Source organism: Streptomyces sp. NPDC001868, assembly GCF_040297125.1.
GTDB lineage: Bacteria > Actinomycetota > Actinomycetes > Streptomycetales > Streptomycetaceae > Streptomyces.
This window is the reverse complement of sequence record NZ_JBEOYO010000011.1, coordinates 1-19,150: the sequence shown is the minus strand read 5'-3', so window position 1 is coordinate 19,150 and position 19,150 is coordinate 1. Positions and strand designations below refer to the sequence as shown.

Genomic DNA, 19,150 nt, shown 5'->3' with positions numbered 1-19,150 from the left:
GCCGGGAAACCGGCTTCAGGGAATCTCCACACCGAATGCTCAGCGGAGTCACGGCCGGTGGGAGTTCTGCACAGGAGCGACGGGCGCGCTGTGCCTTTGAGGGGGGACTGTCCAGTTCGTTTTCCCGCCGGCAATGAACCGGGTATGACGATGCCGCGATCCGTGTGAAGAAGTGACCCCCAAGGCGTGCGCAAGTCTGCACGGATGAACCGTCATGGTCACCAAGTGCGCTGGTGGGAGGCCATGTTGATTGGATGTGTGCGGCGGCGATCTGCTTTGATCCATCGCACCGCGGGGGCCGCCAAGCTCTCGGAAACGAGAAGTGGGTACCCACGTGTGCGGCCGTCGTTCTGTCCCCAGAAGGGGGCCGCTCCCCCCTTATGAATAGCTATACGAAGGGAAGTTCCATCATGAACTCCACCCCCCAGGTTGAGACCGCCGAGATCTCGGACGCCGCCCTCGACGCCGTCTCCGGTGGCCTGTCCGTCAACGCCGTCGGCACCGTCACCGGCCTGGTGGACGGCATCGCCCCGGTCTCCGGCCTGGTCAACACGGCCGTCGGCACGGTCGAGGGTGTCACCGGTCTGAACACCGCCCCGGTCACGAGCCTGGTCGCCGGTCTCTGATCGACCCCTGGTGCCGCTGAGTCCCGGAACCACCTGACAGGTTCCGGGACTCTCGGGGTGCCCTGAAGGTCCGCACGACCTCTGTCGTCTCCGTTCTTCTGTCACCCCGTCTTCAGTCATCCCGTCTTCTGTCGTCCCCTGTCCCGCAGGTGAGGGAAGTCCCGTGCAGTTCCGCCAACAGGCCCTCGCCAAGCTCCAGTCACCGGAGGAACTCGACCTCCCGGTGCGCTTCGCGCGCCCGCAGGGCTGGCTGGTGCTGTCCGTGACCGTGGTCGCCATGGCCGCCGCGTCCGTCTGGGCCGTCACGGGTTCCGTCGCGTCCACGGTCAGCGCGCCCGCCGTGCTCACCCATGGGCAGGGCAGCTACGTACTGCAGAGCCCGGTGGCCGGCCAGGTCACCGCCGTGCTCGCGAAACAGGGCGAGCGGCTGCCCGCCAGGGCCCCCGTCCTCAAGGTCGCCACCGCCGACGGCGAGGCGGTCGTACGGTCCGTCGCGGCCGGCCGGGTCTCCGCGCTTGCCGCCACGATCGGCCAGATCATCCAGACCGGCGCGAATGTCGCGGCCGTCGAGAAGGTCGCCGACGCCGACGACCCGCTCTACGCCACGGTGTACGTCCCCGCCGAGAACGCGGCCTCGATCCCCGCGGACGCCGCCGTGGACCTGACCGTCCAGTCGGCCCCCACCCAGCGGTACGGCGTGCTGCGCGGCCATGTGAAGAAGGTCGACCGCACCGCGCAGACCCCGCAGTCGATCGGCGCGTTCCTCGGTGACCGGCAGCTCGGCGAGCAGTTCACCAAGAAGGGCCGGCCGGTGGCCGTCACCGTCCGGCTGGACCGGAAGGCGTCGACCGAGTCCGGCTACAAGTGGTCCTCGCAGGACGGGCCGCCGTTCGAGCTGACCTCCATGACCATGGCCACGGGTTCAATCCGGATGGCCGACGAGCGTCCGATCGATTGGCTGCTCCCGTGACCGCGTCCCAGGACACCACGCGGCCGCCGACACGCGGCAGACGCAAGGCCACCCCGCCGAAGCGCCCGGTGCCCAAGGGCCGGCAGAAGACCGTGCGCACACCGACCGTCCTGCAGATGGAGGCCGTGGAGTGCGGCGCCGCCTCCCTCGCCATGGTCCTCGGCCACTACGGACGGCACATCCCGCTGGAGGAGCTGCGCATCGCCTGCGGTGTCTCCCGGGACGGCTCGCGGGCCAGCAACCTCCTGAAGGCGGCCCGCAGTTACGGCTTCACCGCCAAGGGCATGCAGATGGACGTGGCCGCCCTCGCCGAGGTGAAGGCGCCGGCCATCCTGTTCTGGGAGTTCAACCACTATGTCGTCTACGACGGCATGGGGCGCCGCTTCGGCCGGCGCGGTGTCCACATCAACGACCCGGGCAAGGGCCGCCGGTTCGTGCCGATGGAGGACTTCGACTCCAGCTTCACCGGGGTCGTCCTCGTCATGGAGCCCGGCGAGGGCTTCGAGAAGGGCGGCCGCAGGCCCGGCGTCCTCGGCGCCATGCCCGCCCGGATGCGCGGCACCGCCGGCACCCTGCCCGCCGCCGTCCTCGCCAGCCTCCTCCTGGTGGCGGTCGGCGCGGCCGTGCCCGCGCTGAGCCGTACCTATATCGACATGTTCCTGATCGGCGGCCAGACCTCGCTGCTGGGCGTGCTGTTCGCGTCGATGGGCGCGTGCGTGCTGCTGACGGTCCTGCTGACCTGGCTGCAACAGGCCAACCTGCTGCGCGGACGCCTGATCTCCTCCACCCTGTCCAGCGCCCGCTTCCTCCGCCACCTCCTCCGCCTGCCCGTCACCTTCTTCTCCCAGCGCAGCCCCGCCGACCTGGTCCAGCGGCTGCAGTCCAACGACGCGGTCGCCGAGACCCTGGCCCGCGATCTCGCCGCCGCCGGGGTGGACGCGGTCGTGGTCGTCCTCTACGCCGTACTCCTCTATACGTACGACCCGCAGCTCACCTTCGTAGGCATCGGGGTGGCCCTGCTGAACGTGGTGGCGATGCGGGTGGTGATCCGGCTGCGCGCGACCCGTACGGCGAAACTGCGCGCCGACAACGCGCGGCTCACCAACACGGCGTACACCGGGCTCCAGCTGATCGAGACGATGAAGGCGACCGGCGGCGAGGAGGGCTACTTCCGCAAGTGGGCCGGGCAGCACGCCACCACCCTGGAGGAGCAGCAGCGGCTCGGGGTGCCGAGCGCCTGGCTGGGGGTCGTCGCCCCGACGCTCGCCACGGTCAACAGCGCGCTGATCCTCTGGATCGGCGGGATGCGCGCGGTCGAGGGCCATATCTCCGTGGGTCTGCTGGTCGCGTTCCAGGCGCTGGTCGTCCGGTTCACCGCGCCGATCACCCGCCTCAACGGCGTCGCGGGCCGTATCCAGGACTTCGCGGCGGACGTGGCCCGTCTCAAGGACGTGGAGAACTTCCAGGCGGACCCGCTGTACGCCCGCCCGGACGCCGGCGAGTCCACCCGCCGGCTGCAGGGCCATGTCGAGCTGGAGAACATCACCTTCGGCTACAGCCCCCTCGACAAGCCCCTGCTCACCGGCTTCGACCTGACCGTGGGGCCGGGCCGGCAGGTGGCGCTGGTCGGCGGCTCCGGCAGCGGCAAGTCGACGGTGTCCCGGCTGATCTCGGGCCTGTACACGCCCTGGGAGGGCGTGATCCGTATCGACGGCCGGCGCCTGGAGGACATCCCCCGGGGGGCGCTCGCCGCCTCGGTCTCCTTCGTCGACCAGGAGGTCTTCCTCTTCGAGGGCACGGTCCGCGACAACGTGGCGCTGTGGGACCCGTCGATCCCGGACGAGGCCGTGGTGGAGGCGCTGCGGGACGCGGCCCTGTACGACGTGGTGACCCGCCGGCCGGGCGGGATCAACAGCAGGGTCGAGCAGGACGGCCGTAACTTCTCCGGCGGTCAGCGTCAACGCCTGGAGATCGCTCGGGCGTTGGTCCGCAGGCCCAGCATCCTGGTCCTCGACGAGGTGACCAGCGCGCTCGACGCGGAGACCGAGCTGACCGTCATGGACAACCTGCGCAAGCGCGGCTGTGCCTGTGTGGTGATCGCCCACCGGCTCTCCACGGTCCGCGACAGCGACGAGATCGTCGTCCTGCAGCACGGCACGATCGTGGAGCGCGGCCGGCACGAGGAGCTGGTGGCACGCGGCGGCGCGTACGCCCAGCTGGTCAGGGAGCGATGAGATGACCTCCGTGCACGAGGAGGGCGACCTCGTCCTCGGTGCGCTCGGCGCCATGGGCACACCCCTGGACTGCGCCGGCCATACCCGCCTGGACCTCGAAGGTCCGCAGACCCTGTGGCTGGTGGCCTCCGGCGCCCTGGACCTGTTCGCGGTCGACGCCGTCGAGCAGGGCCACTGGCACCATCTGGGCCGCCTCGAAGCGGGCGCGCTGCTGCTCGGCCCGGTCGCCGGGCCCCAGCACACCCTGGTCGCCCGCCCGCTCCGCGACTGCGTGGTCCGGCGCATCGGCCTGCGCGAGCTGTACCAGCAGGCGGGCACCGAGACCTGGTCGTACGACGAATGGGGCAACCCCCAGCTCGTCCCCCCGCAGACCAGCCCCCTCGAATACGCGCTCGCCCTGGGCGTCGGCCGTGGCCTGTCGATCCTCTTCCAGGCGCCGATGGCCACCGAGCAGGCCGCCGCGCCCACCGACGACGACGTGTTCTGGATGCGGGTGCCGCCCGGCAGCGTGCAGTACGGCTCGCTGTACGGGGCGGAGGCGGCGGCCGATCTGCTGATGGACCCGGGGGTCTGGCAGAGCATGGTCGACCAGCAGTTCCGGCTGCTGGCGACGCTGGACCGCTGGATCGAGCAGCTGGAGCGCACCCACGAGGACCGTACGGCCGCCGGTATCAAGGCCGGTGAGGCGGTACGCGCCCAGGCTGACCGCACGCTGCTCGCGTCCATCGGCAAGTCCTCCGCGAACCGGCGTACGACGGCCGCCGACGCCGACGCCACGTACGCGGCCTGCAAGCTCGTCGCCCAGGCGGCCGGGATCGTCCTCTCCGAGCCCGCGCAGAGCGGCACCGAGAGCGACCGGCTCGACCCGGTGGAACGCGTCGCGCTGGCCTCCCGGGTACGGGTCCGCGCCGTACGCCTCGCCGGAAACTGGTGGCGGGAGAACGTGGGCCCGCTGGTCGGGCACCGGGCCCTGTCCGGCGCGCCGGTGGCGTTGCTGTGGCGGCGCGGCGGCTATGTGGCCGTACAGCCGTCGTCCGGCCGGGAGACGCCGATCGAGAAGGCGAACGCGGCGGAGTTCGAGCCGCGGGCGGTGATGTTCTACCGTCCGCTGCCCGAACGGGTGCTGACCCCGCTGCGGCTGATGCGGTTCAGCCTCCACGGTACCGGCGCTGACATGACCGGCCTGCTGCTCAGCGGACTGGTGACGGTCGCGCTCGGCTCGCTGGTGCCGATCGCGACGGGCCGGATCCTCGGCGAGTACGTGCCGAAGGCCCAGGAGGACCTGATCGTGGGGCTCTGCCTGGCGATCATGCTGACGAGCGTGGTGTCGGCCGCGTTCCTGCTCCTGCAGAACCTGACGATCCTCCGTATGGAGGGCCGTATCGAGGCCACCCTCCAACCGGCGGTCTGGGACCGTCTGTTGCGCCTCCCCACGAAGTTCTTCGCGTCGCGCTCCACGGGTGAACTGGCGAGCGCGGCCATGGGCATCAGCGCGATCCGCCGCACCCTGGCCGGGGTCGGTCCCGTGGTCGCCCAGTCGGTGACCGTCGGTGCCGTGAACCTCGGTCTGCTGCTCTGGTACAGCGTGCCGATGGCGCTGGCGGCGATCGGCATGCTGGTGATCGTGGCTGCGGTGTTCCTGGGCCTCGGCCTCTGGCAGGTCCGCTGGCAGCGCCGCCTGGTGGTGCTGAGCAACAAGCTCAACAACCAGGCCTTCCAGACCCTGCGGGGCCTGCCGAAGCTCCGCGTGGCCGCCGCCGAGAACTACGCCTACGCGGCCTGGGCGGGCGAGTTCGCGCGCAGCCGGGAGCTCCAGCAGAAGGTCGGCGGCATCAAGAACCTCAACACGGTGCTGGGCGCGGTGTATCTCCCGCTGTGCACCCTGCTGATGTTCATGCTGCTGGCGGGTCCGGCGCGGGGTTCGATGTCGGCGGCGGAGTTCCTCACCTTCAACACCTCGGTGACGATGCTGCTGACCTCGGTCACGCAGCTGACGGGGGCGTTCGTGTCGGCGGTGGCGGTGCTGCCGTTGTTCGAGGAGATCAAGCCGGTGCTGGAGGCGACACCGGAGGTGCGTACGGCGAGTACGCGCCCGGGGGTCCTCTCCGGCGCGCTGGAGGCCCGCCGGCTCTCCTTCCGCTACGCGGACGACGGCCCACTGGTGCTGGACGACGTGTCCTTCGCCATCGAGCCGGGCGAGTTCGTGGCGATCGTGGGCCCGAGCGGCTGCGGGAAATCGACCCTGCTGCGCCTGCTCATCGGCTTCGACAAGCCGGTCTCCGGGAGTGTGCTCTACGACGGCCAGGACCTCGGCGCCCTCGACCAGTCCGCCGTGCGCCGACAGTGCGGTGTCGTCCTCCAGCACGCGCAGCCGTTCACCGGTTCGATCCTGGACGTCATCTGCGGCACCGAGCCGTTCACGCCGGAGGAGGCGATGGCGGCGGCGGAGATGGCGGGGCTCGCCGAGGACATCAAGCGGATGCCGATGGGGCTGCACACGATCGTGCAGGGCAACGGGGCGATCTCCGGTGGCCAGCGCCAGCGGCTGATGATCGCCCAGGCTCTCATCCGCCGGCCGCGCATTCTCTTCTTCGACGAGGCCACGAGTGCGCTCGACAACGAGACGCAGCGCACCGTGATCGAGAGCACGCGGGCGTTGAACGCCACGCGGATCGTGATCGCCCATCGCCTGTCCACGGTCATGGACGCGGATCGGGTGGTGGTCATGGAGGACGGCAAGGTGGCGGAGGTGGGGGCGCCAGGGCGGTTGTTGGCGAACGCCGGGGGGCGGCTACACGAACTGGTGCGGCGGCAGATGGCCTGACGGTTCCTCGCCCCCGCCGCCCCTACCCATCCCATCCCCCAGGGGCTGCGCCCCTTCGACCCCCCGGCGCGGGTCCGTCGTGGTTGCTCGCGCAGTTCCCCGCGCCCCTAAGAAATCGGCCCTGCGGGCCGATATTAAACAAGCAGGGGCGCGGGGAACTGTGCGACCAGCCCCCACCCACCCGCACCCGACCACTTCCCCTCAACGGCCCCCTCCCCCCACCGTGGGCGTATGCGCAAATCCGCAGCCGCCGCAGGCAGTTCGGTCTTCTTCGCGCTGGCCCCGGGTACGGTCGCCGTGCTGCTGCCGTGGTGGCTCACGGCCTGGGCCAGCGGCAGTTGGTGGCTGCCGTTGCGGCTGGTCGGTCTCCTCCCCCTGGTCGTGGGGGCCGTCGTGCTGCTGTCGGCGTTCGCCCGGTTCGTGGCCGACGGCCTCGGGACCCCGGCGCCGGTCGCGCCCACCGAGCATCTGGTGGTGTCGGGCTTCTATCAGTACGTGCGCAACCCGATGTACGTGGCGGTCGTCGCCGCGATCGTCGGGCAGGGGCTGCTGCTGGCCCGGCCCGTGCTGTTCGTGTACGGCGGGTTCGCGTGGCTCACGATGTGGGCGTTCGCCCGGTGGTACGAGGAGCCGGTTCTGCGCGAGCGGTTCGGCGCCGAGTACGAGCGCTACCGGCGGGCGGTGCCCGGCTGGTGGCCCAGGCTCACACCCTGGCGCGACTCCGCCGCCGGCTGACGCGGGATCAGCAGGATCGAGGCGACCGGGATCGCGGCGAGCACCAGCCAGGGCACGGCGCCGGGCAGCCCGGTGCCCATGAGGGAGCCGGTGCCCGCGCTGCCGACGAGGACGATCAGGCCGGAGACGGAGGACATCGCCCCGGTGTAGAGGCCGAGCCGTCCGTCGGCGGCGAGGTCGGGGACCCACGCGCGGGCGCCCGGAGCCACGAGCATCTGTCCCAGGGTCAGCAGCACCACGAACCCGGCGGCGGGCAGCAGCCCGGCGTTCCCGGTCCATGCGGCGGGCCGGGCCGCGGCCACCACCGCGAACCCGGCCGAGATCAGCAGCAGCCCGGCCGTCATCGACCGCCGCAGGTCCAGCCGGTCCGCCGCCCAGCGGGTGACCGGCAGCTGCGCGGTCACCACGAGCAGCGAGGACAGCCCGAACAGCCAGGCCAGCGCGGACTGCGAGCCCGTGGCCCGCTCGACCTCGTCGGGGAGGAGGAGGTACAGCTGGTTGTACGCCAGGAGGTAGGCGCCATACGCGCAGCACAGCGCCAGGAACCGGCGGTTGCGCAGCAGCCCGCCGAGGCCGCCCTTCACCTCGACCCGCTCCCGGCCCGGGATGTGCTGCGGCAGCAGCCGGAAGTGCCCGGCGAGGACGAGGACGAAGACCCCGGCGCCCGCGAGGCACACCACGCGGAAGTCCACGGCCAGCAACAGCGCCCCGATCAGCGGCCCGAGGAACGCCCCGGCCTGCCCCGCCACCGTGAACAGCGCGAGGACGCTGGTGCGGGGTCCCCCGCCCGACTCCTCCCACACCACCGCCTGCCGGGCCACCTCGGACTCGACGGCCGGGGAGAACAGCGCGGCGGCGAAGCCGATCAGCAGGACCGACCCGATGACCGACCAGTCCTCGTCCGCGTAGCCGAGCCACGCGAACCCGGCGATGCGCAGCACGCATCCGGCCAGCACCACGGGCCGTACGCCGTACCGGTCGGCGAGCGCGCCGCCCACCACGAACAGCCCCTGCTGGCTGAAGGTCCGCAGTCCGAGGACGAAACCGACCATCCAGCCGGCCATGCCGATGGCCGTGCCGAGGTGCTCGGCGAGGAACGGCAGCACGGCGAAGAAGCCGATGTTGAAGGCGAGTTGGGTGAGGATCAGCAGCCGGAGAAGGGGATTGAGCTTCGCCCAGGTGCCCCGACGGGAGGGCTTGGCCGTGCCTTCTCCGGCCACCCCGTCCGCCGTCCGCCGGCCGGGCCCCGTGTTCTTCGTCTGCATCTCGGACACGTCGTCCACCGCTCGCCTCTCCCGGCCCTCGCTCGTCATGTGTCTGTCGGCCGCATCCCCGGCACAGGTCGCCGCCGGAGCGTCCTCCTCGGTTCCTCGGCGGAGCCGGTCATCCGGTCTCTCCGAGGGTCGTGGCGACGGCGGGCTTCGGCTGTCGTGCGCCCCGGGCGAACCGCAGGCTCGGCCACCGCACCCCTCCCGCCGCCGTGACCGCGAGCGCGCCGAGGAGGGCGAGGGCGGCGGCGGGGGCGAGGACGGCCCAGGGAGCGCGTTCGGCGTAGGGCTGGTTCTCGGCGAGGAGGAGGCCCCACTCCGGGTCCGGCGGCTGTGCGCCGAGGCCGAGGAAGCCGAGGGAGGTCAGGGCGAGGGCCACGGCGGGCAGCCGGAGCAGGGCGTGGCGGACGACGGGGGGCAGGACGGCGGGCAGCAACTCGCGGCGGAGCAGGTACGCGTCGTCCGCGCCCAGTCCCTTGGTGGCCGTGATGTGTGTCGTGGCCCGCTCCTGTTCGAGCAGGGCCGTGGTGTGCGCGGCGAGCGGCACCCAGGCGACGGCGGCCACGGCCAGCGCGGGTGTCGCCGCTCCGCTGCCGGCGACGCCGGCGACGAGCAGGCCCGCGAGGACCGCGGGGATGGCGTTGACGGTGTCGACGAGGGGCCCGGAGAGCCGGGGCAGCAGGCCGAGCAGGACGCCCGTCAGCAGTGCCGCCGCGCTGATGGTGACGGCCAGGGCGAGGGTGGTGAAGGCCCCGTGGCCGATCCGGGCGAGGAGGTCGCGGCCGAGCGCGTCGGTGCCCAACGGGTGGGCCCAGGAAGGGGGTTGGAGCCGGGCGCCGGTGTCGAGGGCGAGCGGGTCGCGGGTCAGGCCGAGCGCGACGACCGACAGCAGGACAGCGCCGTAGAGCAAGGGCGTACGGCGTGGCGCGGGGGGCTTCGGGCGGTGCAGGGAGTGCAGCGCGCCGTCGCGGAGGGCGGGGCCGATGAGAAGGCGGGCGGCGAGGCGGACGAGGGCTCCGGCGACGGCGGCCAGCAGGACGAGGGCGAGGGTGCCGGCCTGGAGGACGGGGAGGTCCTGGGCGATGGCGGCCTGGAGGGTGGTGCGGCCGAGGCCCGGTATGTCGAAGATCTGCTCGACGGTGACGGCACCGCCGGTGAGGCCCACCACGAACAGACCGAAGTTGGGCAGCAGTCCGGGTACGCAACGGCGTACGGCCTGGCGGGCGGTGGCCCGCCCGGGTATGCCGCGTGCGGCGGCGGCCAGTGCCCAGGGCTCGGCGAAGGCGCCGGGCAGCAGGTCGTCGAGCATCCGGCCGAGCAGCGCGCCGGCGGGCAGGCCGAGGGCGAGGGCGGGCAGCACCATCCACTGCGGCCCGTACCAGCCGAGCGCGGGCAGCCAGCCGAGGTGCACCCCGACGACGACGGCGAGCACGGACGCGGTGAGGAACTCGGGGAGCGCGGCGACCATCGCGGCGACGCTGCCGCCGCCGCGCCGGTCGTCGAGGCGGCGGTGCGCGCCGAGCCACAGGGTGCGGGCGCAGACCGCCGCGGCCGTGGGGGCCCCGGGCCCGCGCGGCGGGGGCGCGGAGCGCAGGGGGGCGCCGAGGGCCTGGACGACGGAGGGGGTGACCTCGGCGCCGGAGATCCACGAGCGGCCCGCGTCACCGCGCGCCAGCCCGCCGAACCACTCCCCCAGCAGCTTCAACGGGCCCGCGTCGAGGCCGAGTTCGTCCCGTACGGCCGCCAGGACCTCAGGTGTGGGGTCGCGTTCGGCCGAGCGCGCCTTGAGGACGGTGAGCGCCGGGTCGGTGCGGGACAGCCAGGGCAGCAGGCCGATGGCGCACAGCAGCGTGGCGGCGAGCAGGGCCCGCCAGAGTGCCCGTCTCAGCGCCGGGTCCCCGTTCCGACCAGGGTGCGCTCGTACGGGTCGAGGATCACGCCCTGGACCGAGTCGCCGACGCCGGTGATGAGCTGCTGGTGGACGAGCGGGACGGTGGCGTCCGTGCCGAGGATCGCCGCCTCGGCGTTCATGGCCGCCTGCTGGCGCTTGGCGATGTCGGACTCCTTCCCGGCGGCGGCGACGGCCTGGTCGACCTTCTTGTCGCAGAGCAGGGCGAGGTTGTAAATGCCGTCGCAGGTGAAGTCGCTGGCCATGATGGAGACGGGGTCGCCGGTGTCGAGCAAGGAGTTGCGGGCGCCGACGATCGCGTCGAACTTGCCGGCGAGGGCGTCGCTCTCCAGCCGCGAGTACTCGCGGACCTCCAGCTTCACCTTGAACCCGGCCTTCTGGAGCTGCTGTTGCAGCACCTGGGCGACCTCGGGCAGCTCGGGCCGGTTGTCGTACGTGGCGATGGTGACGGAGGTGCCGTCGGGCTTCGCGGCCTTCGCCCGGCCTGCCGGTTCGACGCGCTTGCCGGCGGCCCAGGTCACGGCGGGTCCGAAGATGCCCACGCCGGCGTCGGCGTAGCCCTCGTACACGTCCTTGGCGAGGACGGAGCCGTCGACGGCCTCACGAGCGGCGGCCCGGAGCTTCGGGTCCTTGAACGCGCCCCTCTTGGTGTTGAGGAGGAGGCTGGCGGTGCGGGTGGTGGCCGTCTCGCGTCGGGCGCCCTGGTCGAGGGTGGACGCCTGCGACACGGGCACGGACTCGGCGATGTCGACCTGGTCGGTGCGCAGCGCGTTGGTGCGGGCGGAGCCGTCGGCTATGAACTTGGCGTCGATGCCGCTCGCCTGGGCGCGCCCGCCCCAGTACGCGTCGAAGCGGTCCAGGGTGGCCGCGGTGGTGCCGGTGACCTTGGTGACCTCGAACGGGCCGGTGCCCGTGCCGACCGGGTTCACGCGCTTGCCGCCGTAGGCCTTGGCGGACAGGATCGCGAGGCCGGGGCTGGTGAGCCTCAGCGGCAGGGCGGGGTCCGGGTCCTCGGTGGTGACGCGCACCTGACGGCCGCCGCTCGCCTTCGCGGTGAGCTTGATGCCGGAGAGCGCGGCGGTGACCGGCTCGGCCTCGGTGGCCGCGGTGAGGGCGGCGGCGACAGTGGCGGGGGTGACCTCGGTGCCGTCCTGGAACGTGGCCTCGCGCAAGGTGAAAAGCCAGTTCCGGTCGTTCTCGCGCGTCCAGGACTCGGCGAGCGCCGGGGCCGCGACGCCGTTGGCGTCCAGCTTGGTGAGGCCCTCGGTGACGCCGAGCCGGCTGAGGAGGGTGGCGTCGGCGCCGTACGGGGAGAAGTTCTCGGCGGGCGGGAAGGCGAGGGCGACGCGCAGCCGGGCGCCGTCGGCGGAGTTGTCGTCGGACGTGTCACCGCCCGAGGCGAAGCAGCCGGTCAGCACGGGGGCGAGGAGCAGGCCGGCGACGACGCGACGGCGGCGGGGAGGGCGCATGGTCCTTGGTTCTCTGTGAGACAGGGGGGTGGGTGGGTGGCGCGCGACACACCCTACATGAGAATGATTATCATCTAACCGACGAGGGGGCGGCCCGCCTGCGGCGCCACCTGCGGCGCTGACTGGGACACCGGCCGGGGCACCGGAATCTCGAAGTGCACGACCCGCTCTCCCGTCACCTCACGCTCGTCACACACGGCCACACCCTGCGAGCGCCAGAAGTCCTCGGCGCCGGGTACCCCGGGATCGGTGTGCAGATAGACGGAGCGGTAACCGCCGTCGGCCGCCGCGAACTCCAGCAGCGCCGCGACCAGCCGCCGGGCCAGCCCGCGCCGCCGGTGCTCGGCGCGCACGTACACCCGGCGCAGCTGGGCGGTCTCGCCGGACGGGTAACGCTCGGCCAGCCAGCGGGGGTTGGGCGGATGGGCGGGACCCCGGGAGTCCAGTGCGGCGGTGCCGACGACCGCGCCGTCCCGCTGGTCGACCGCCACCAGGAGCACATGCCGGTCGGGTGCCACGTACGCGGCGTGCGGATCGATGATGTCCCCGTGCCAGCGCGGCACATAGCCGGTGCCGAAGTCGCGGTAGACGGTGTCGAGCATCACCGTACGGGCGCTGTCGAGGTCGTCGGGTCCCGCCACCCTGATGTCGTAGTTCTGCACCTGCACATCATATGCAATAAGTCTGATCATTCCGATCATGGGTGCGAACGGCCTGCCCCCGACGGACGTGAACAGCCGGCCCTCCGACGGCTGCGAGCGGCCGGCCCTCCGACGGGCGTGAGCGGCAGCGCCCGATCGGCCTGTATACGACTGTGCGCAACCGACCGCCGTACGGGACACGCGTGTTGGGGCGCTCACCGGGTACTCCGTCGGTCATGCGGATGAGTGTGGTCGATGTGGGGTCGAAAACCGTGCGGCTCGTGGTGGCGGACGCCGAGGGCGGTGTGCCGCTGCCGGTGCACACCGCCAAGTGGCGTCTGCGGCTGTCCGAACAGGTGCCACCCGGGGGTGAGGTGCCCGAAGAGGCCGTACGGCAGTTGTGCGACGCGGTCGCGGCCGCGTCGCGCACGGCGGAGAGATGGGGGGCGTCGACGCCGCTGGCGTTCGCGACCGCCGTGGTGCGCTCCGCGCCGAACGGCCGGGAGGTCCTGCGGGCCGTGCGCACCGAGACCGGGGTACCGATCTGTACCCTGCCCGGCGAGGTGGAGGCCGAGCTGAGCTTCCTCGGTGCGCGGCGGTGGATGGGCTGGCGGTCGGGGCCGCTCGCGCTGCTGGACATCGGGGGCGGTTCGCTGGAGGTGGCCTTCGGGCGGGGCCGGCTGCCGGACTTCGTGGCCTCGCTGCCGCTGGGCGCGAACCGGCTGACCCAGGAGTTCTTCCACGGGCAGGACCCGCCGTCGCCGGACAGCGTCAAGGCGCTGCGGCGCAAGGTCCGCCATCAGCTCCGGGACGTCGCCGCGCGCATCCGCTGGGAGGGACCGCGCACCGCCGTCGCCACCTCGCGCACCTTCCAGCAGCTGGCCCGGCTGTGCGGATCGGCGCCGGGCCGCCACGGGCCTTTCGTGGAGCGGGAGTTGCGGTGCGCGGACCTGGGAGACGCCGTCTCCCGCCTGGCCTCCCTCCCGGCGGCCGAGCGGTCCGCCCTCCCGGGTATCTCCGCGCCGCGGTCGGCACAGAGCCTCGCCGGGGCGCTGGTCGGGCACACCACGATGAAGCTCACCGGTCTGAAGTCCGTGACGATCTGCCCCTGGGCGATCCGCGAAGGTGTGCTGTTGCGGCACATCGAGGACGGTCCGGCGTGGTGGTCGGAGGTGACACGGGACATCGAGGACACCGGGCCGGCCGGTGCGAGCGCGTCGGGCCCCGCGCCCCTGCGCATCGCCGCACCGGTCGGCTGACTCCACCCCGCCCTCCGCCCTACGCCCCCCGCCCCACTCCTTCAAATGTCAATACACAAAACGGGAATTCACCTTTTCGAGTGCTGTAGATCTTGCGCGGGGCGCGAAAGGGATGGCCGGCTCTGCGCCGGGGTAGCTAACGGGATCGAATGCGCCCTACCCCTGACATGGTGGAGCCGCCATGACTCCGGATGCCCATGACCGTGCCGTCCCTCGGCCCGGGGACGCGGCCACCGGGCCCGGCCCCGGGCCGACGGCGGAGGCGAACCCGTACGCCCGCACCCGCCGGATCGGCCCGTTCACCGTGATCGAGGTCTCCGGTGAGATCGACGTGGCGTCGGCGGGCTTCGTGGCCGAGCATCTGACGGCCGCCACCACCGGGGCCGCCGAACCGGATGTGCTCGTCGATCTGCGCTCTGTCGCGTTCTTCGACTGCTCGGGCCTGCGGGTGCTGTGCCGGGCGGAGGCCGCGGCCAGGGCGGGCGGCGGCCGGCTCCGTCTCGTCTCCGACCAGCCCCGGATGCACCGACTGCTGCGCGCCGCCGGACTGCTGGGCCGCTTTCCGCCGCTCCCGGATCTGCCACCCCCGCCATCCCCGCCGCCCTCGCCGCCTCCGCCCGCCTCGCCTCCGCCGGGCCCGCCTCCGCAACGGCCAAGTCTCAAGTAGCAGTTCAATGAAACGATTGAAGGACCTGCGGCAGGCACGCTCCGTTCCGGTGGACGCCGGCACGGAATCCGAGCGATAGAGAAGTGGAGACGCGCGAAGTGAAGTTTCTTCTCGAAGTCGACCTGGACAGCACGGACTGGGACGAGGGCACCACCGTCCAGGAGTTGGAGCGCATCCTGCGCTACTGGGGCGGCAACCTCCGGCACTGCGAGATCGAACCCGGGGACGGCCAGCCCCTGTACGACACCGGCCACCAGCAGGTCGGGCGCTGGACCGTCACCTCCGAGTGACCCTCCGGGCGAACCGCTGAGAGTTCCCGGCGGATGATGCCGGGGGCCGGCCGCGGCCCCACTCCGCTTCGGCCGGCCCCCGGACGGGGATCGCGTGACACTCCGCGACAGGGCTCGCGCTCCCCAGCCACGAACCCTCGCTCATCACTCACGGAGCCACGCGACCCCGGTCTGTCGGCCGCCTCGCGGCGGCCCGGTCACGGGGGACGCTCAGAAGGCGTACAGGACGCTCGCGCCGGAGTTCTTCAGACACTCGTTGCCGAAGAGGCGCTCGTACGCGACGCGCTTGCCCTGCCAGACACCGTGCACGGTGACGACCACCGGGTCGTACCGCTTGTCGCACATCACCCCGGCCCTGCTGCTCAGGGCGTCGAAGTCGCCGCCGCTGTCGCGGAGTTCGGCGCAGGCGTCGACAGGCGCCGGGTGCGTGCCGGAGGGCTTCGGCGCACAGTTCAGGGTGACCGCGCGCTCGGGGGCGACGGTGGCCGCGGCCTCGCCGTGGCCCACGGTCAGGACCAGGGCCGAGGGGGCGTAGAGCCCGGACGCGGCGGGCTCGGGGGCGGCGAGCGCGGAGCCCGTGAGGGGACCGCAGACGGCGGTGGCCGTCAGGGTGAGGGTCGCTGCCCATCGCGCGGTCTTCGGCATGGTGTGCATCCTTCCGCTCTGTAGGAGTGCCCGGACGGCCCCGCCACATCGGTCGCGTGGACGAAGCCTGCCCGGACGGTGCCGGATCGGCGAGCGCGAGTCTGCCGGGTCCCGGGCCGGAACACACATCGACCCCACAGGTTTCAGTAACTTTGAGTATTGAATCAGTGGCTCGAAGTCACAGAGTCCGACCATGCGAACCCCGATTCTGAGCGGTTTCCGATCGACCCGTGATCATGAATGGCCGGATCTCCACGGCTGAGCAATAGGCCTGAAACATTCCGCTTCAGCGCGCCACAACCACCCGAACGGCCCCCGCACGACCGGAAAGTGGTGGACGATTCATCCACCCGGGCTCCGGAAAATGGATGAAGCGCCCTCTGGTTCCCGCCGCCCCGCACCCGTAGCGTCACCTCACCCCTCGAGGACGGCTTCCGCTCCTGTCGCCCACCCGGCGGCGCCCCGGCCCTCCTGCCCACCGCGCCACGAAACGCGCCGCCGCCGGTCCCCCGCTGGAGTCCTCATGCCCGAGACGTCCCCGACCCCCGATCACTCCCCCGCCGCCCCGCCCGCGCCGCCGTCCCTCACGGAGGTCGAGTCGCACGGTGTCGAGCGCATCCCCGACGCGGACCGCACCGCGACACCGCTCGACCTGTTCCGGCTCGCGTTCGGCGGCGCCAACACCTTCTCCACCTGTGTGCTGGGCGCCTTCCCGATCCTGTTCGGCCTCTCCTTCTGGCAGGGCCTCGCGGCCACCCTTCTCGGGGTCGTCGCCGGCGCGCTGATCCTGTGCCCGATGGCGGTGTTCGGCCCGGTCAACGGCACCAACAACGCCGTCTCCTCCTCCGCCCACCTGGGCGTCCACGGCCGGGTGGTCGGCTCCTTCCTCTCCCTCCTCACGGCCGTCGCCTTCTTCTCCATCTCGGTGTGGAGCTCCGGCGACGCCCTGGTCGGCGGCGCGCACCGGCTCTTCGGCCTGGAGCGCTCGACACCGTCGTACGTCGTCGCCTACGCCCTCTTCGCGGTCCTCGTCCTCGCGGTGTGCGTGTACGGCTTCCGGTTCATGCTCTTCGTCAACAAGGTCGCGGTGACCTCGGCGAGCCTGCTGTTCCTGCTCGGCGCGATCGCCTTCGCCGGTGACTTCGACCCGTCGTACGCGGGCGTCTTCACGGACTCCGCGGACGCGGCGACCCAGTCGCTGTTCTGGCCGTCCTTCATCGGCGCGGCCCTGATCGTGCTCTCCAACCCGGTGTCGTTCGGCGCGTTCCTGGGCGACTGGTCGCGCTACATCCCGGCGAGCACCCCGCGCCGCAAGGTGATCGGGGCCGCGTTCCTCTCCCAGATCGCCACGCTCCTGCCGTTCCTCTTCGGCCTGTCCACGGCGAGCATCATCGCGGCCAAGGCCCCGGAGTACGTCGATCCGGCGGCCCCCGACTTCGTGGGCGGGCTGCTGGCAATCTCACCGAGCTGGTTCTTCCTGCCGGTGTGTCTGCTCGCCCTGATCGGCGGCCTGTCGACGGGCACGACCTCGCTGTACGGCACCGGCCTGGACTTCTCCTCCGTCTTCCCCCGGCTGTCGCGCGTCCAGGCGACCGTGCTGGTCGGTGTGGTGTCCATCGGGTTCATCTTCGTCGGCCGGTTCGGGCTGGACCTCGTCCGGTCCATCTCCACCTTCGCCACGATGATCATCACCTGCACCACCCCGTGGATGGTCGTGATGATCCTGGGCTTCTGGACCCGGCGCGGCTGGTACGACCCCGAGGCCCTCCAGGTCTTCAACCGCCGTCAGCGCGGCGGCCGTTACTGGTTCGCCCACGGCTGGAACTGGCGCGGAATGACCGCGTGGTGGGTCTCGGCGGTGCTCGGCGTGCTGTTCACCAACATCCCGGGCCAGTTCGTCGGCCCGCTCGGCGACCTCGCGGGCGGCGTCGACATCAGTCTCCCGCTGTCCCTGGCCGTGTCGGCGGTCCTCTTCCTCACCCTGCTCCGCCTGTTTCCCGAACCACGCGCGGTGTACGGCCCCGAGGGCGCCCGGCTGGTCCGTACGGCCGATGTGCCGGTGCCGCCGATCACCGGGCCGGGGGCGCCGACGGACACGCCGGAGCCGGTGCTCGCCGCCGAAGGAAGCTGAAGGGAAGGGGCCCTGTAGGTAAGGGTGCCGAAGGGAAGCCCGTGTCGGCGTCTGGACGGCGCCCTCCCGGATCGTCAGGATCGTCGGCGACGCGGGGCGTTGTCGGCGGCGAGGGGCAGGGCGGACGGATGGCGAAGCACTGGGCGGACTTTCAGTACGAGATCTACCTGGGCGGGCTGGGCGGGGCCGTGCCCCGGCTGCCCACCGATCTGGCCCGGCTTGAGGAACTGGCCGAGCACCGGCTCGGCGCGGGTCCCGTCGGCTATGTGGCGGGCGGCGCGGGCGACGGCGGTACGGCGCGCGCCAACCGGGCGGCGTTGGAGCGGCACCGGATCGTGCCCCGGCTGCTGCGGGACGTGAGCGAACGCGATCTGTCCGTCGAGGTGTTGGGCCGTGCGCTGCCGGCGCCGGTGGCGCTCGCGCCGGTGGGCGTGCTGTCGATCGTGCACCCGGAGGCGGAGTCGGCGGCGGCGCGGGCCGCCGCCGCGCAGGGGGTGCCGTACATCCTGTCCTCGGCGTCGAGTACGCCCATGGAGCAGGTCGCGGAGGTACTGGGGGACGCGGAGCGGTGGTTCCAGCTGTACTGGGCGAAGGACCGTGAGGTCACCCGGAGTTTCCTGGCGCGGGCGAAGGCCTCGGGGTACTCCGTGCTCGTCGTCACCCTCGACACGCCGTTGCTCGGGTGGCGTCCGCGTGATCTGGAGCGGGCGTATCTGCCGTTCCTGCACGGTGTCGGCACCGCCAACTACTTCTCCGACCCGGCGTTCCAGGCGGGTCTCGCCAAGCCGGTCCACGAGGATCCGAACGCGGCCGTGCTGCACTTCGCGGGCATGTTCGGGGATCCCGGCAAGACGTGGCCCGACCTGGCGTTCCTGCGCGAGCACTGGGACGGGCCGATCGTGTTGAAGGGCGTCCTGCACCCGGACGACGCGCGGCTCGCCGCGGATGCGGGGATGGACGGGGTGGTCGTGTCCAACCATGGGGGGCGGCAGGTGGGTGGGGGTGTGGGGGCCGCCGACGCGTTGCCGGGAGTGGTTCGGGCGGTGGGGGCGCGGGTGGCCGTGCTCTTCGACAGCGGGGTGCGGAGTGGGGACGATGTCTTCAAGGCGCTGGCGCTCGGGGCTCGGGCCGTTCTTCTCGGGCGGCCGTACGTGTACGGGCTCGCCCTCGACGGTCAGGCGGGCGTCGAGCATGTCATCCGTTGTCTGCTCGCCGAGTTCGATCTCACGTTGGCGTTGTCGGGGCATCGGACGCCGGCCTCGATCGACGGTGGCAGTCTCTTCGACGGTGCCACCTGACGACGAGCCGGTTTCGCCCCCGCCGCCCCTACCCGTCCCATCCCACAGGGGCTGCGCCCCTTCGACCCCCACAGCGCGGCCCCGGTGGGGGCTGGTCGCGCAGTTCCCCGCGCCCCAGAAAAGCCGGGCTGCGCCCGTGCTTCTCAGGCCCGCAGGGGCCTGATCTTTTAGGGGCGCGGGGAAC

Annotated in this window: 15 protein-coding genes; 10 read left to right on the top strand and 5 right to left on the bottom strand. The window is 72.1% G+C overall.

What is annotated here, in order from left to right; genetic code table 11:
• Nucleotides 1–410 precede the first annotated feature (410 nt).
• From ABT147_RS15640 to ABT147_RS15620, 5 genes are all read left to right on the top strand, one after another.
• Complete coding sequence (locus tag ABT147_RS15640) at nt 411–626, top strand: hypothetical protein (RefSeq protein ID WP_033528587.1); 216 nt, start codon at nt 411–413, stop codon at nt 624–626.
• Nucleotides 627–789: 163 nt separating this feature from the next.
• Nucleotides 790–1,596: an HlyD family efflux transporter periplasmic adaptor subunit gene (locus ABT147_RS15635; RefSeq protein WP_351406050.1), complete on the top strand. Its 807-nt coding sequence runs from the start codon at nt 790–792 to the stop codon at nt 1,594–1,596.
• A gap of 68 nt (nt 1,597–1,664) precedes the next feature.
• Complete coding sequence (locus ABT147_RS15630) at nt 1,665–3,830, top strand: NHLP family bacteriocin export ABC transporter peptidase/permease/ATPase subunit (RefSeq protein WP_351406356.1); 2,166 nt, start codon at nt 1,665–1,667, stop codon at nt 3,828–3,830.
• 1 nt (nt 3,831) lies between these two features.
• Nucleotides 3,832–6,654, top strand: a complete 2,823-nt coding sequence (locus ABT147_RS15625) for an NHLP bacteriocin export ABC transporter permease/ATPase subunit (RefSeq protein ID WP_351406048.1) — start codon at nt 3,832–3,834, stop codon at nt 6,652–6,654.
• 231 nt (nt 6,655–6,885) lie between these two features.
• On the top strand, nt 6,886–7,389 hold the full coding sequence (locus ABT147_RS15620) for a methyltransferase family protein (RefSeq protein WP_351406046.1): 504 nt from the start codon (nt 6,886–6,888) through the stop codon (nt 7,387–7,389).
• Here ABT147_RS15620 and ABT147_RS15615 read toward each other — a convergent pair.
• From ABT147_RS15615 to ABT147_RS15600, 4 genes are all read right to left on the bottom strand, one after another.
• On the bottom strand, nt 7,323–8,654 hold the full coding sequence (locus ABT147_RS15615) for an MDR family MFS transporter (RefSeq protein WP_351406353.1): 1,332 nt from the start codon (nt 8,652–8,654) through the stop codon (nt 7,323–7,325). The two genes, ABT147_RS15620 and ABT147_RS15615, sit on opposite strands and share 67 nt — an antisense overlap.
• 118 nt (nt 8,655–8,772) lie before the next feature.
• Complete coding sequence (locus ABT147_RS15610; protein ID WP_351406351.1) at nt 8,773–10,545, bottom strand: ABC transporter permease subunit; 1,773 nt, start codon at nt 10,543–10,545, stop codon at nt 8,773–8,775.
• Entirely contained in the window at nt 10,542–12,035 is a 1,494-nt protein-coding gene (locus tag ABT147_RS15605; protein ID WP_351406044.1) for an ABC transporter substrate-binding protein, read from the bottom strand. Before ABT147_RS15605 ends, ABT147_RS15610 begins: the two co-directional genes overlap by 4 nt.
• 74 nt (nt 12,036–12,109) lie before the next feature.
• A complete protein-coding gene (locus ABT147_RS15600; protein ID WP_351406042.1) occupies nt 12,110–12,697 on the bottom strand; it encodes a GNAT family N-acetyltransferase in 588 nt (195 codons plus the stop codon).
• A gap of 215 nt (nt 12,698–12,912) precedes the next feature.
• Between ABT147_RS15600 and ABT147_RS15595 the strand changes: the two genes are divergently transcribed.
• The 3 genes from ABT147_RS15595 to ABT147_RS15585 all read left to right on the top strand — a co-directional run bounded on the left by ABT147_RS15595 (nt 12,913) and on the right by ABT147_RS15585 (nt 14,892).
• The gene (locus ABT147_RS15595) at nt 12,913–13,935 is read left to right on the top strand and encodes a Ppx/GppA family phosphatase (protein WP_351406040.1); all 1,023 of its coding nucleotides are present in this window, start codon (nt 12,913–12,915) and stop codon (nt 13,933–13,935) included.
• 181 nt (nt 13,936–14,116) lie between these two features.
• The gene (locus tag ABT147_RS15590; protein WP_351406039.1) at nt 14,117–14,602 is read left to right on the top strand and encodes an anti-sigma factor antagonist; all 486 of its coding nucleotides are present in this window, start codon (nt 14,117–14,119) and stop codon (nt 14,600–14,602) included.
• Between the two features lie 98 nt (nt 14,603–14,700).
• The gene (locus ABT147_RS15585; protein WP_351406037.1) at nt 14,701–14,892 is read left to right on the top strand and encodes a hypothetical protein; all 192 of its coding nucleotides are present in this window, start codon (nt 14,701–14,703) and stop codon (nt 14,890–14,892) included.
• Nucleotides 14,893–15,102: 210 nt separating this feature from the next.
• Here ABT147_RS15585 and ABT147_RS15580 read toward each other — a convergent pair whose 3' ends face one another.
• The gene (locus tag ABT147_RS15580; protein ID WP_351406035.1) at nt 15,103–15,537 is read right to left on the bottom strand and encodes a protease inhibitor; all 435 of its coding nucleotides are present in this window, start codon (nt 15,535–15,537) and stop codon (nt 15,103–15,105) included.
• 523 nt (nt 15,538–16,060) lie between these two features.
• Between ABT147_RS15580 and ABT147_RS15575 the strand changes: the two genes are divergently transcribed.
• Together ABT147_RS15575 and ABT147_RS15570 are read left to right on the top strand one after the other, a co-directional pair.
• Nucleotides 16,061–17,668: a purine-cytosine permease family protein gene (locus ABT147_RS15575; RefSeq protein ID WP_351406033.1), complete on the top strand. Its 1,608-nt coding sequence runs from the start codon at nt 16,061–16,063 to the stop codon at nt 17,666–17,668.
• Between the two features lie 128 nt (nt 17,669–17,796).
• Nucleotides 17,797–18,966: an alpha-hydroxy-acid oxidizing protein gene (locus ABT147_RS15570; RefSeq protein WP_351406031.1), complete on the top strand. Its 1,170-nt coding sequence runs from the start codon at nt 17,797–17,799 to the stop codon at nt 18,964–18,966.
• Nucleotides 18,967–19,150: the final 184 nt, after the last annotated feature.

Bases quoted from the DNA above. Each gene is read 5' to 3' on its own strand.
- ABT147_RS15615 (WP_351406353.1), bottom strand. From the start codon at position 8,654: ATGCAGACGAAGAACACGGGGCCCGGCCGGCGGACGGCGGACGGGGTG.
- ABT147_RS15605 (WP_351406044.1), bottom strand. From the start codon at position 12,035: ATGCGCCCTCCCCGCCGCCGTCGCGTCGTCGCCGGCCTGCTCCTCGCC.
- ABT147_RS15640 (WP_033528587.1), top strand. From the start codon at position 411: ATGAACTCCACCCCCCAGGTTGAGACCGCCGAGATCTCGGACGCCGCC.
- ABT147_RS15580 (WP_351406035.1), bottom strand. From the start codon at position 15,537: ATGCCGAAGACCGCGCGATGGGCAGCGACCCTCACCCTGACGGCCACC.
- ABT147_RS15620 (WP_351406046.1), top strand. From the start codon at position 6,886: ATGCGCAAATCCGCAGCCGCCGCAGGCAGTTCGGTCTTCTTCGCGCTG.
- ABT147_RS15570 (WP_351406031.1), top strand. From the start codon at position 17,797: ATGGCGAAGCACTGGGCGGACTTTCAGTACGAGATCTACCTGGGCGGG.
- ABT147_RS15575 (WP_351406033.1), top strand. From the start codon at position 16,061: ATGCCCGAGACGTCCCCGACCCCCGATCACTCCCCCGCCGCCCCGCCC.
- ABT147_RS15590 (WP_351406039.1), top strand. From the start codon at position 14,117: ATGACTCCGGATGCCCATGACCGTGCCGTCCCTCGGCCCGGGGACGCG.
- ABT147_RS15625 (WP_351406048.1), top strand. From the start codon at position 3,832: ATGACCTCCGTGCACGAGGAGGGCGACCTCGTCCTCGGTGCGCTCGGC.
- ABT147_RS15595 (WP_351406040.1), top strand. From the start codon at position 12,913: ATGCGGATGAGTGTGGTCGATGTGGGGTCGAAAACCGTGCGGCTCGTG.